10 protein-coding genes and 1 pseudogene are annotated in these 12,208 nt (G+C 63.7%); 2 read left to right on the forward strand and 9 right to left on the reverse strand.

The genetic code is table 11. The features are described 5' to 3' along the window. Nucleotides 1-100: 100 nt before the first annotated feature. From EN780_RS16215 to EN780_RS16230, 4 genes are all read right to left on the reverse strand, one after another. Nucleotides 101-1,288, reverse strand: a complete 1,188-nt coding sequence (locus tag EN780_RS16215) for a malate--CoA ligase subunit beta (RefSeq protein WP_127285817.1) — start codon at nucleotides 1,286-1,288, stop codon at nucleotides 101-103. 18 nt (nucleotides 1,289-1,306) lie between these two features. Then, entirely contained in the window at nucleotides 1,307-2,263 is a 957-nt protein-coding gene (locus EN780_RS16220; RefSeq protein ID WP_127312040.1) for a CoA ester lyase, read from the reverse strand. Nucleotides 2,264-2,275: 12 nt separating this feature from the next. Further along, nucleotides 2,276-3,466 (reverse strand): aminotransferase class V-fold PLP-dependent enzyme, encoded by a 1,191-nt coding sequence (locus EN780_RS16225; protein ID WP_128274697.1) that lies wholly within the window; start codon nucleotides 3,464-3,466, stop codon nucleotides 2,276-2,278. Between the two features lie 121 nt (nucleotides 3,467-3,587). After that, entirely contained in the window at nucleotides 3,588-4,259 is a 672-nt protein-coding gene (locus EN780_RS16230) for a response regulator transcription factor (RefSeq protein ID WP_127285814.1), read from the reverse strand. Between the two features lie 453 nt (nucleotides 4,260-4,712). Here EN780_RS16230 and mgtE point away from each other — a divergent pair, with 453 nt between their 5' ends. Both mgtE and EN780_RS16240 read left to right on the forward strand, forming a co-directional pair. Then, the gene (gene mgtE, locus EN780_RS16235; protein ID WP_128274698.1) at nucleotides 4,713-6,131 is read left to right on the forward strand and encodes a magnesium transporter; all 1,419 of its coding nucleotides are present in this window, start codon (nucleotides 4,713-4,715) and stop codon (nucleotides 6,129-6,131) included. 312 nt (nucleotides 6,132-6,443) lie between these two features. Further along, on the forward strand, nucleotides 6,444-6,830 hold the full coding sequence (locus tag EN780_RS16240) for a MerR family DNA-binding transcriptional regulator (protein ID WP_112618641.1): 387 nt from the start codon (nucleotides 6,444-6,446) through the stop codon (nucleotides 6,828-6,830). Between the two features lie 31 nt (nucleotides 6,831-6,861). On the opposite strand, the gene EN780_RS16245 is transcribed toward EN780_RS16240, so the two are convergent. From EN780_RS16245 to EN780_RS40665, 5 genes and pseudogenes are all read right to left on the reverse strand, one after another. Then, a complete protein-coding gene (locus EN780_RS16245; protein WP_128274699.1) occupies nucleotides 6,862-9,003 on the reverse strand; it encodes a beta-galactosidase in 2,142 nt (713 codons plus the stop codon). A 26-nt stretch (nucleotides 9,004-9,029) separates the two neighbouring features. Next, nucleotides 9,030-10,175, reverse strand: a complete 1,146-nt coding sequence (locus EN780_RS16250; protein ID WP_127309401.1) for an ABC transporter ATP-binding protein — start codon at nucleotides 10,173-10,175, stop codon at nucleotides 9,030-9,032. A gap of 67 nt (nucleotides 10,176-10,242) precedes the next feature. Beyond that, nucleotides 10,243-11,094, reverse strand: a complete 852-nt coding sequence (locus EN780_RS16255) for a carbohydrate ABC transporter permease (protein ID WP_127285127.1) — start codon at nucleotides 11,092-11,094, stop codon at nucleotides 10,243-10,245. Continuing rightward, the gene (locus EN780_RS16260; RefSeq protein ID WP_127309400.1) at nucleotides 11,094-11,978 is read right to left on the reverse strand and encodes a sugar ABC transporter permease; all 885 of its coding nucleotides are present in this window, start codon (nucleotides 11,976-11,978) and stop codon (nucleotides 11,094-11,096) included. The genes EN780_RS16255 and EN780_RS16260 overlap by 1 nt, the downstream gene beginning before the upstream one ends. A 65-nt stretch (nucleotides 11,979-12,043) precedes the next feature. After that, nucleotides 12,044-12,208: pseudogene (locus EN780_RS40665) on the reverse strand (carbohydrate ABC transporter substrate-binding protein); the annotation flags it as partial.

The following is a 12,208-nucleotide window of genomic DNA, read 5'->3' on the forward strand; positions in this document are numbered from 1 at the left end:
TTCATGTCCTCGGCGTGGAAGCTGCCGATCTTGCCGGTGAAGCCCTGGACGATGACGCGGGTGCTGCGATTGAGCAGGATTGCCATTTTTTCGACCTCCCTCAGGCTGCTTTTTTCTTCTTGGCGGCCGCGCGCCAGGCGGCGACGGCCTTTTCGGCGGCTTCGGCCAGCGTCTCGGCGACGATCACCGCCTCGCCGGAATCGGCCAGGATCTTGCGTCCTTCCTCGACCTTGGTGCCGGAGAGCCGCACCACCAGCGGCACGTCGACGCCGACCTCGCGGATCGCCTTGATGACGCCTTCGGCGACCCAGTCGCAGCGGTTGATGCCGGCGAAGATGTTGACCAGGATGGTCTCGACATTCTTGTCGCCGAGCACGGCGCGGAAGGATTTCGCCACCCGCTCCGGAGAGGCGCCGCCGCCGATGTCGAGGAAGTTGGCCGGCTCACCGCCGGCGATCTTGATCATGTCCATCGTCGCCATGGCGAGGCCGGCGCCGTTGATGATGCAGCCGATATTGCCCTCCAGGCCGACATAGGAAAGGCCGCGGTCGCTGGCGAAGGTTTCGCGGGGGTCTTCCTGGCTCTTGTCGCGCAATTCGGAGATCTCCGGGCGGCGGAACAGGGCGTTCTCGTCGAACGACATCTTGGCGTCGAGCGCGACCAGGCTGCCGTCGCGGGTCACCACCAGCGGATTGATCTCCAGCATCGAGGCGTCGTAGTCGCGGAACACCTGGTAGCAGCCGAGGATGGTTTCGGTGGCCTTGCCGATCAGATTGCTCTCGAGCCCGAGGCCGAAGGCGATCTCGCGCGCCTGGAAGCCCTGCATGCCGACACCGGGATCGACCGTGGCGCGGATGATCGAATCCGGTTTCTTTTCGGAGATGTCCTCGATCTCCATGCCGCCGGCGGCCGACGCCACGATCATGACGCGCTCTTCCTTACGGTCGAGCACGAAGCCGAGATAGAGTTCCTGGGCGATGTCGACCGCTTCCTCGAGATAGAGGCGCGAGATCAGCTTGCCGCGCGGGCCGGTCTGATGGGTCACCAGCTTGCGGCCGAGCATGGCCTCCGCCGCGTTGGAGATCTCCTCGTCGTTGGAGCAGAGCTTGATGCCGCCGGCCTTGCCGCGCGCGCCCGAATGAACCTGCGCCTTCAGCACCCATTTCGAACCGCCGATCTCGCGCGCCCGGTAGGTCGCCTGCTCGGGGCTGTAGGCGAGGCCGCCGCGCGGCACATGCACGCCGTGGCGGGCGAGCAGTTCCTTGGCCTGGTATTCGTGAATGTCCATTTTGTCCTCCGGTAATTCTCAGTGCGTCGCAGCCTGGCCGGCGCGCTCGATGGCCTCGCTGACCACCAGCACGTTGCGCGCCATGCGTTCCGACGCGGCGTCGATCATCTTGCCATCGAGTGCCGCCGCGCCCTTGCCGAGCGCCTCGGCCTCCTTCAGCACCTCGAGGATGCGCCTGGCGCGGGTGACCTCTTTCTCCGGCGGCGAGAACACGTCGTTGGCGAGCGCGATCTGCGACGGGTGGATCGCCCATTTGCCTTCGATGCCGAGTGCCGCGGCACGCCTTGCGGCCGCATTATAGCCTTCGGGGTCGGAGAAATCGCCGAACGGTCCGTCGATGGCGCGCAAGCCGTAGGCGCGGCAGGCGACCGTCATGCGCGACAGAGCGAAATGCCACTGGTCGCCGGGATAGTCGGGATTGAGGCCGCCGATGTTGACGGTGCGCGCCTTGTTGCTGGCGGCATAGTCGGCAACGCCGAAATGCATCGCTTCCAGCCGGCCCGGCGTGGCGGCGATCGCCTCGACATTGGCCATGCCGAGCGCGGTCTCGATCAGCGCCTCGAGGCCGACGCGGGTCTTGTAACCCTTGGCCATCTCGATCTGGTTGACCATGGCCTCGACCATATAGAGGTCGGCCGGCACGCCGACCTTCGGCACCAGGATGGTGTCCAGCCGGTCGCCGGCCTGTTCCATGACGTCGACCACGTCGCGGTACATGTAGTGGGTGTCGAGGCCGTTGATGCGCACCGAGACGGTCTTGCCCTTGGCGCGCCAGTCGATGTCGTTCAGCGCCTGTATGATGTTCTTGCGGGCGCGCTCCTTGTCCGGCGGCGCGACCGCGTCCTCGATGTCGAGGAAGACGAAGTCGGCGGCGCTGTTCGCGGCCTTGTCGATCATTTCCGGGCTCGAGCCCGGAACCGCCAGCTCGCTGCGCTGCAGCCTGAGCTTCTTCAGGTGGTTGATTGTGTGGCTCATGGTCGGTCCTCCTCAGGCCGCTTCGGCGACCGGCACGGCGGCCGAGGCGCGGAAGTGCTGGATGGCGGCGCCGACGCCGGAGCCCGGCGCCAGCTTGACGCCGCAGTCGAGCAGCGCCAGCTCGGCGGCCGACAGCGAGGCCAGCACCATCACCTCGTTCAGCCAGCCGAGATGGCCAATGCGGAACACCTTGCCGGCCACCTTGTTGAGGCCGCCGCCGAGCGATGTCTGGTAGGTCCCGTAGGCGCGCTTGACGACGTTGGCGCTGTCGATGCCGTCGGGCACCAGGATGGCGCTGACCGTGTCGGAGTGCCATTGCGGTGTCCTGGCGCACAGCTTCAGGCCCCAGGCCTCGACCGCCTTGCGCACGCCTTCGGCGAGGCGATGGTGGCGGGCGAAGATGTTCTCCAGCCCTTCCTGGGCGATCAGGTCAAGCGAGGCGCGGAGACCGCGCAGCAGCTGGGTGGCCGGCGTATAGGGGAAGTAGCCGGTATCGTTGACGCGGATCATGTCCTCGAAGGAGAAGTAGCAGCGCCGGTGGGTCGCGACCCGCGACGCGGCAAGCGCCTTCTTGCTGACCGACAGGAAGCCGAGGCCGGCGGGCAGCATGAAGCCCTTCTGCGAGCCGCTGACGGCGCAGTCGACGCCCCATTCCTCCTGACGGAAGTCGATCGAGCCGATCGACGAGACGCCGTCGACAAAGAGGAGCGCCGGGTGGTTCGCCGCGTCGAGCGCGGCGCGGCAGCCGGCGACGTCGCTGGTGACGCCGGTCGCCGTCTCGTTCTGGGTGCAGAAGACGGCCTTGATGCGGTGCGCCTTGTCGGCCTGCAGCTTCTCGGCATAGAGCTCGAGCGGGACGCCGGTTCCCCATTCGCAGTCGATGACGTCGACCTCGAAGCCGAGACGCTCGGCCATGTCGACCCACAGATGCGAGAACTGGCCGAAGCGCGACATCAGCACCCGGTCACCGGGGCTAAGCACGTTGGTCATCGCCGATTCCCAGGCGCCGGTGCCGGACGAAGGGTAGATGAAGACGCGGCCGGTCTCGTTCTTGAACACCTTCTTGATGTCCTCGAACAGCGGCAAGGTCAGATCCGGGAAGGATGAGGCGCGCATGTCCTCCATCGGCAGGTTCATGGCCTGCCGGACCTGCTCCGGAATGTTGGTGGGCCCTGGGATGAAAAGATGGGTGAACCCAGCCATGCGCGAACTCCTCCGGTCATTTGGGATGGTGGAGGAAGTTTCGTTTCGATGAGCCTGAGCGACAACACTCTGGCGGGTAAGTTGTCGCCGCGCGCGGGTAGGTTCCGCCTACCCGGCCGTCCTACCCGATAGGTGATTTGGGCGTACGGCGCTTCTCGCTCGAATAGAGCGCGACCGCCATGGCGCGGTTGCGGACGTCGAGCTTGTCGTAAAGATTCTTGAGGTGGTACTTCACCGTATTCTCGGAAATCCCGGTCCGTGTCGCGATCTGCAGGTTGGTCCAGCCGTCGGAAAGCACCGCCAGCAGCTCGCGCTCACGCACGGTGAGCTGCGCCAAGGGCGTGTCGTTGACCTTGTTGATGTCGATATAGGGGATGCAGATGCGGCCGTGCGCGACCGCCAAGATGGTCTCGAAGATGATCGGCGGGTCGTCAAACTGGAAGCAATAGCCTTGGGCTCCGAGCCGCACGCACTGCTTCAGGATGCCGATGTCGTGGTCGTTGGAAAAGACGGTGATGCGGACGTCGAGCCCACGGTTCTGGACCTCGGCCAGGATGTCGGCGCCATCCATGTCGGCGAGCTTCCAGCCGATGACGGCGACGTCGAAGTCAGGCTCCGCCGCGAATTCCAGGAATTGCTTGCCGCTTTGCACGGTAGCCAGAAGCTCGAAGCGCCCGTCGCATTCCAGCATTTCGCGAAGGGCCGAGATGACGAGCGGATTGCGTTCGGCAACGATCACGCGAACGCGTCGTTCCTCAATTGACCCGTTTCCTCTCTCCGGCTTCGTCGTCAAGGGTTCCCGGTTTTTCTCTTTGCGGCCGGGCGAGCCCGGCCGTGGTCCTCTATGCTGACAATTCTGCCGCAACCGCGCGGGCGTGCTCTTTCCCCAGCGACATGCGCTGTCGCGTCGCCTGAAGCCGGACCGGCGTTCCTTTTTGATGGTATCGCCATTCCCGGTGGCTTACCGGACGATGTCTCCTGGCAATGGAATTGATCGGGCGGGAAGGGCGTATTTCGTTTGATATTCCCGAGCGTTAGAGCGATAGGTTCGCAAATCGAATCGTGCTGCCGAACCATCATTCCTTCGAGCGTCGGATTTTCCCAAATGCGGTTTCCCCTTTGGGTTCGATGCTCTAGACCTGAACTCTAGACTATTTGCTTCTGCGCAATTCCGAACGGAAAACCGTTACACACTTTTCCTGGAATTGCTCTAGCTTTTCCGGAATCGCGACGGCGGGAGGCGCTGGTGGAAGGCCAGGACAATCAGACGACCGACGCCAGGCCGCATGAGGAGGCCCACGCCGACATTTATGGCGAAGACGGCGCCGTCCTGTCGTCTTTCCTGGCCCATGTCGGCGCGGCGATCGCCGACCGCGACACGCTCACGCTCAAGCGCGACGTCGGCGACCTGCACCAGTCGGAGCTCGGCGATCTGCTCGAGGCATTGCATCCCGAGCAGCGCCGCGCGCTGGTCGAGCTGCTCGGCTCCGATGTCGACTTTTCCGCGCTGACCGAGGTCGACGAGGCGATCCGTCTCGACATCGTCGACAATCTGCCGAACGAGCAGATCGCGCAGGCGGTGCAGGAGCTCGATTCCGACGACGCCGTCTACATTCTTGAGGACCTCGACCAGGAGGACCAGGACGAGATCCTGTCGCAGCTGCCGTTCACCGAGCGGATCAGGCTGAGGCGGTCGCTCGACTATCCGGAGGAGTCGGCCGGCCGGCGCATGCAGACGGAATTCGTCGCCGTGCCGCCGTTCTGGACCATCGGCCAGACCATCGACTACATGCGCGAGGACAAGAACCTTCCCGACCGCTTCAGCCAGATCTTCGTCATCGATCCGAGCTTCAAGCTGCTTGGCGCCATCGATCTCGACCAGATCCTGCGCACCAAACGGGCGGTGAAGGTCGAGGATGTGATGCACGAGACGAGGCACGCCATCCCGGCCACCATGGACCAGGAAGAGGCGGCGCGCGATTTCGAGCAGTACGACCTCCTGTCGGCGGCCGTGGTCGACGAGAACGAGCGGCTGGTCGGCGTGCTGACCATCGACGACGTCGTCGACGTCATCCAGCAGGAGGCCGAGGAGGATCTCTTGCGCATGGGCGGCGTCGGCGACGAGGAACTGTCCGACACGGTGCTCGCGACCTCGCGCTCGCGTGTGCCGTGGCTTCTGGTCAACCTGTTGACGGCCTTCCTCGCGGCCTCGGTGATCGGCCTGTTCGACCACACGATCGAGCATATCGTGGCGCTGGCCGTGCTGATGCCGATTGTCGCCGGCATGGGTGGCAATGCCGGCTCCCAGACCATGACCGTCACCGTGCGCGCGCTGGCGACGAAAGATATCGACATCTACAATGCCGCCCGCATCATCCGCCGCGAGGTCGGCGTCGGCTTCATCAATGGTGCCGTGTTCGCCGTGCTGATCGGCATCGTCGCGGCGGCTTGGTTTCGCGATCCCAACCTGGGCGGCATCATCGCGGCGGCGATGATCATCAACATGTTCGCGGCGGCGCTCGCCGGCATCCTGATCCCGCTGCTGCTCGACCGCTTCAAGATCGATCCGGCGGTGGCCTCGGCCGTCTTCGTCACCACGGTCACCGACTGCGTCGGCTTCTTCGCTTTCCTCGGCCTCGCTACCTGGTGGTTCGCCGTCCCCTGAGCATGGTTGATATTCCGGTGATGCCGGCCTGCAAATGGCGGTCTCCTGCGCTTCCGGTGCTCACGTACCTTTAAGTACGCTCGGCTCCGGTTCTCGGAGACCACCATTTTGGCTCGCTTCGCGCCCGTCTTCGACTCCGGCTCGGCCTAACCTGAATCTCAACAACCCTATCCCAGTTGGGGAGCGTGTCTTCAATTGACTTTTACGTAAATGCCGTGCGAGGTTCGGCCAGCTTCCATTCGATTCCGCTCATGGAACGAAAGGAGGGGGCGACGCCACGGACGGCGCCCAGAACCGGCATCGGGAGCGACAATGCGGGAATACTACACGATCACCGAACTGACCCGCGAATTCGACGTGTCGACCCGGACACTGCGCTTCTACGAGGACGAGGGCCTGGTGCAGCCGGTGCGGCGCGGCCGCACGAGGCTGTTTCGGCCGTCCGACCGGCATCTGATCCGCCAGATCATGCGCGGAAAAAGGCTCGGTTTCTCGATCAACGAGATCCGCGAAATCATCCAGATGTACAAGGAACCGCCCGGCGAGGTCGGCCAGCTCAAGCTGATGATCAAGCGCATCGAGGAAAAGCGCGAGGATCTCAGGCAGAAGCGGCGCGACCTGGAAGAAACGCTGGCCGAACTCGACCAGGCCGAGGAATCCTGCGTCGAGCGCCTGGTGGAACTCGGCGTCAACACCTGAACGTGGCTGTCCCTTGTCGGGCGGTGTCTCCTCAACTGAGCAAGATCACCGCGCTGCCATAGGCTTCGAGTTGCATGGGCCCCGCGGTCGGACGACCGGTCAGCAGGTCTAGGCCTTGGGGCACGCCCGGCACTGCCACCGGTACTTCCGTGGTATTTTGAACGAACATCAGTTGGCGATCCTCGGCCTCGCGGATCGACACTTCCACTCCATCAGGCAGTTCAGGAAGCAGAGGCACCACGCCAGCCCTGGTCAGAACGCCCTCGGCGATGGCTTCCGCAAGCTCGTGCGTCAGATAGGTGCCGACATAGACGACGCGGCCTTTGCCGAGCTGGCGTGAGGTGATTGCCGGCTGCCCGGCGCAAAAGCGGCTCGACCATGCGCCCAGCACCTCGGTATCCGGCTCGACCTCGAGCAGTTCGTAGAGATGCGCGGCCTCAAACTGCCTGTTGCCGAAGGTGAAATGATACTTGCGCTCCGCCGACGAGGCCGGGAGAGGCGCTGGCGGGACATGGGCGCCAGTCGCGGCCTGGCGGAACAAGGGAAACAGTCCGGCGCCGCCTTGCGGAACGAGGCGGCCGAACTCGGCAACCTTGACGCCGCTCAGTGCCGAAAGGTCGCGCCCGGGTGCCTGCTCGCGAACGATGTGGTTGTTCTCATCCCTTGTGCCGGTCAGCGCCGACAGGATCAGCGTGCCGCCGCTGCGGACGAAAGCCTCGACCGCAGCATTCCATTCCTGCTTCCACATCACCCAATGCGGAACATAGAGCGCCTTAAGTCGCGACAGGTCATCCTCGGGGTGGATGAAGCCGCAGGCTATGCCGTTCCGGTAGCAGTACCGGTGCAGCAGCGTTGCATCGTCGAGCGGGCTCGGCAACCCCATGGCATAGGTCTTATGCGCTTCCTGGTTGTCGAAATCCGCGCCGGCGATGCCGATGTCCATGCGCACGACCGTGCCAAGGATCTGATCCTTGATAGCGGCGATGTCGTGGAAGAACCGGCTCGCCTCGTCGTAGCGGCGTCGGGGCACGTCGTCGTGATCGATGACGCCCATCCAGTAGATCTCTGCGCCAAAATGCGCGGGGCGCCAGCGGAAAAACATGATGCCGTCGGCGCCGCGTGCCACCGATGTCATGGCCATGCGGCGCATCTCGCCCGGCTCCGGTGTCATGGTCGAGAAGCCCGGCTGGCTGCCAAAGCCGGAGGCCTGCTCCGGCACGATATAGTTGCCGGAGTATGCACGGCAGATGTCGAGATGCAGCGCCTGCGTGGCCGCGTGTCCGCCCGTGCGCCGCATTTCGTCATACAGCATCGGGTAGATGTCGAAGCCGATGAAATCGAGGTCCTGTCCGAACTGGCCGCGGAAATCGATGTCGGCGAGCTGGCCGAGATTGTGGAAGACGAACCAGTCCGGATTGGCGGCGCGCAGGATCTCGACCTGGTCGTGCTGGAAAGCCGCCGTCGCCGCGGCCAGGAAGCGATGGTAGTCCTGCACCTGCCCGGGGCTCGGATAGGATGGCATCAGCGGCCGCGGCAGGTCGATTTGCGAGAAATCGTCGTAGGCCGTCGCCCAGAAATGGCCGCCCCAGGCGAAATTCAGCGCGCCGATCGCGCCGTATTTGTGCTGCAGGAATTTCTGGAATTCCAGCCGCGTCGAAGGCGCGAACGACTCCGAAACCGTCGTGTTGAGCTCGTTGTCGGTCTGCCAGCCGATGACGCGAGGATTGTTGTTGTAGTGCTCGGCCATGGCGCGCGTGATGCGGCGGCTGTGAGCGCGAAACACGGGGCTGGTGGTGTCGGCGTGCTGACGCGATCCATGGCTCGCGCGGTGGCCGTTGACGTCGACGCGCAACACCTCGGGATAGTTGACGGTCAGCCAGCGCGGCGGCGTCGCTGTCGGCGTGCAGATGATCGTGTCGATTCCGACAGCGCCGAGAACTTCGATTGCCCGGTCGAACAGATCGAAGTCGAACTTGCCTTCATAGGGCTCGAAAATATGCCAGGCGAACTCCCCCATCCGGACCGTGTTGACGCCGGCGGCAAGCATGCGCTCGGCATCGCGTCGCCAGCAACTCTCGTCGACATGTTCGGGATAGTGCGGTGCTCCCAGAAGAAAGCGGTCGAGATTGAGCGGTCGCCAAACCGAAAGCGGGGCGGGCTTCTTGCGGTGCATGCGGATGATACTCTTGGATGCGAGGGTCAGGTTGCGGGAACGGGTTTTCGCGACGTCAGCGTGCGGCCATCGGGTCCGAACAGATAGGCGTCGGCGATCTCGAAGCCGGCCGTCAGCCGGGCGCCGACACTGATGGGCGACACCTTGTTGAGCTGCACCGTGAAATTGCCGGTGCCGCTGTCCGAATTGGTTGCTTGGAGGGGGGAAGCGTCGAGGTAGAGAACTGTTTCCCGTCCCAGATGTTCGACCAGCCGCACCTGGCCAGGGAACGATGCCTGGCCTGCGTCTGCCCGCTCGAGCACATGCAGGTTTTCCGGTCGGATTCCGACGGTCACCGCGTCGCCAGCCGAAATGCCGACCGGATCAATGTCGCCGAAGGCAAATGCCGGCATTCCCGCCGCCGTCAGCGTCAGGCTGGCCGCGCCGACGGTTTCCACCCGCGCTTCGATGAAGTTCATGCGCGGCGCGCCGAGAAAGCCGGCGACGAAGATGTTGGCCGGGTTGGCGTAGAGCTCGAGAGGGGAGCCGACCTGCTCGACCTGCCCTTTGTTCAGCACCACGATCCGGTCCGCCATGGTCATGGCTTCGATCTGGTCGTGGGTGACGTAGACCATGGTGGAGCCGAGCTGGGCATGCAGGCTCGAAAGCTCCACCCGCATCTGCGTACGCAGCGCTGCGTCGAGGTTCGACAGCGGTTCGTCGAACAGAAACACCTCCGGCGAGCGGGTGATGGCGCGGCCGATCGCGACACGCTGGCGCTGCCCGCCGGACAATTGCTTGGGTCGTTTGTCGAGCTGCTCCTCAAGGCGAAGGATTTTGGCGGCGCGCTTGACGGCGGCATCGATCTCCGCCTTTGGCCGCTTCGCCATCCGCAAGCCGAAGCCCATGTTTTCCGCCACGGTCATGTGCGGGTAAAGCGCGTAGGACTGGAACACCATGGCGATGCCGCGATCGCCGGGTTCTTCCCGGGTGACATCGTGGCCGTTGATCACGACCTGGCCGGAATTGATGGTCTCAAGCCCGGCGATTGTCTTCAGCAAGGTCGACTTTCCGCAGCCCGAAGGCCCGACCATGACGACGAATTCGCCCTTTTCGATCTTCAGGTCGATCGCCTTCAGGGCATGATAGCCGGCGTAGTGCTTGTCGACCTTGCGCAATTCCACGCTGCTCATCGCGAGGCGCCTTTCCGTGTCTGCCGGTTGCGTCCGTATGGTCCGACCTGATATCCTGAAGCGAAGATCATCCCTTGACCGCCCCCATGGTGAGGCCGCTGATGAAGTGCTTCTGCATCAGGAAGAACATGACGACCGGCGGCAGGGCGACGAAGATCGTTGCCGCCGAAATGATGTTCCAGGCCGACGTCCACTCGCCGCGCAGATTGTTGAGCCCGGCAGTTACGGGTTTGACCGCGTCGCTCTGGGTCAGCACGATCGCCCAGAAATAGTCGTTCCAGATGAAGGTGAAGGTGAGGATGGCGAGCGCCGCCAGTGCGGGCCGCACCAGCGGAACCACCACATGACGCAGCACCTGGAAGGGCGAAGCCCCTTCGGCGCGCGCGGCCTGGAACAATTCGCCGGGCAAGGCGGCGATGAAGTTGCGCATGAAAAGCGTCGCAAAGCCGGTCTGGAAGGCGATGTGGAAGACGATCAGGGCGTAGACGGTGTCGTAGAGGCCGAGCCTCACCATCAGATCACGCACCGGGATCATCATGATCTGGGCCGGCAGAAAATTGCCGCCGACAAACAATGCGAAAATGAGGTTTGAACCGCGGAACGGATAGCGGGACAGGACGAAGCCGGTCAACGTCGACAGGATCAGCACGCCGATCACCGAGGGAACGGTGATCAGCAGGCTGTTGAGGAAGAAGCGCAGCATCGCGGTCTGTTCGAAGACCGCCGTGTAATTCTCGATCAGGCTGAATTTCTGCGGCCAGCCCCAATAGTTGCCCGCCATCAGCTCTTCGTTGGAGCGGATCGACGTCAGCATCACGGCGAAGAGCGGCAACAGCCACAGCGCGACGACCAGGGTCACGCCGCCGACATAGAGCGCACGCTGGAGCTTGGCGTCTTCAGGGATCGGGCGGGGATACATCAGGCATTGCTCCGTTCGGCCTTGATGAGGCCTCGCAGGTACCAGGCGATGAAGACGATCATGATGGCGAAGAGAACCGTGGCGATCGCTGCGCCGTAGCCGAAGCGATAGGAAAAGATCGATTCCTCGTACATCTGGTAGGCGAGCACCGTCGACGAGCCATACGGGCCGCCGGTGGTCATGACCGCGACCATGTCGAAGGAGCGCAGCGCGCCGATCACCGTGACCGCGATGGCGATGAAGCCGACCTGCGACAGTTGCGGCAGGACCACATGGCGCAGCATGCGCCAGCCGCGCGCGCCGTCGACGCGTCCGGCGCCGATCAGGTCCTCGTTAAGGTTGTTCAGGCCGGCCAGGAACAGCACCATGCAGAAGGCGATCTGCGGCCACAGACCGGCGGTGGCCACCGCGAAGGTGGCGAAATTCTCGTCGGAAAGCAGCGCCGGCGCAGTGCCGCCGAACAGGCCGAAGATCAATTGCAGCAAACCATAGGTCGGATCGTAGACCCAACCGAAAACGACGCCCACGGTCACCGTGGCCAGCACCAGCGGGACAAAGAACAGCGATTTCAGGATGCGCATGCCGCCGATCTGCTGGTTGACGATCAGCGCCAGCGCGAGGCCGATCGGCGGCGCCAGCATGAAGATCAGCAGCCAGATGATATTGTTCTTGAGCGAGACGTAGAATTGCGGGTCTTCGGCCAGCTCGACATAGTTGGCGAGGCCGACCCAGGTCTTCGCGCCGATACCGTCCCAGTCGTGCAGCGAAATCCAGACCGTCTCGAAGGAGGCGGCAAGAATCACCAGGCTGAACAGGATGAGACCCGGCAGAAGGAGAAGTGCCGGTGTCATCCAATGACGATTTCTGCGCCAGAAGCGGGGCATGGGAATTCATCCAAAAGAGAGACGGGACTGCCGGGAGAGGCGGCGGCCCGTCAGGTCCGGGAGGACTAACCGAAGATTCTCTTGCGGGTCTTTTCCAGCCGCTCGAGGATCTGCTCGCGCCGTTCGGGCTTGACCATGAATTCCTGGAGCCCGGTCATGCCTTCCTGGGCCATGTCCGGATCCGTGTCGCGATCGTAATATTGCGACGTGCCGACCACCTTCTTCAGTTC

The sequence above is a fragment of the Mesorhizobium sp. M4B.F.Ca.ET.089.01.1.1 genome, from assembly GCF_004022605.1.
GTDB classification, from domain to species: domain Bacteria; phylum Pseudomonadota; class Alphaproteobacteria; order Rhizobiales; family Rhizobiaceae; genus Mesorhizobium; species Mesorhizobium abyssinicae.

Bases quoted from the DNA above. Each gene is read 5' to 3' on its own strand.
- EN780_RS16245 (WP_128274699.1), bottom strand. From the start codon at position 9,003: ATGCACCGCAAGAAGCCCGCCCCGCTTTCGGTTTGGCGACCGCTCAAT.
- EN780_RS16225 (WP_128274697.1), bottom strand. From the start codon at position 3,466: ATGGCTGGGTTCACCCATCTTTTCATCCCAGGGCCCACCAACATTCCG.
- EN780_RS16250 (WP_127309401.1), bottom strand. From the start codon at position 10,175: ATGAGCAGCGTGGAATTGCGCAAGGTCGACAAGCACTACGCCGGCTAT.
- EN780_RS16215 (WP_127285817.1), bottom strand. From the start codon at position 1,288: ATGGACATTCACGAATACCAGGCCAAGGAACTGCTCGCCCGCCACGGC.
- EN780_RS16260 (WP_127309400.1), bottom strand. From the start codon at position 11,978: ATGCCCCGCTTCTGGCGCAGAAATCGTCATTGGATGACACCGGCACTT.
- EN780_RS16240 (WP_112618641.1), top strand. From the start codon at position 6,444: ATGCGGGAATACTACACGATCACCGAACTGACCCGCGAATTCGACGTG.
- EN780_RS16220 (WP_127312040.1), bottom strand. From the start codon at position 2,263: ATGAGCCACACAATCAACCACCTGAAGAAGCTCAGGCTGCAGCGCAGC.
- EN780_RS16255 (WP_127285127.1), bottom strand. From the start codon at position 11,094: ATGTATCCCCGCCCGATCCCTGAAGACGCCAAGCTCCAGCGTGCGCTC.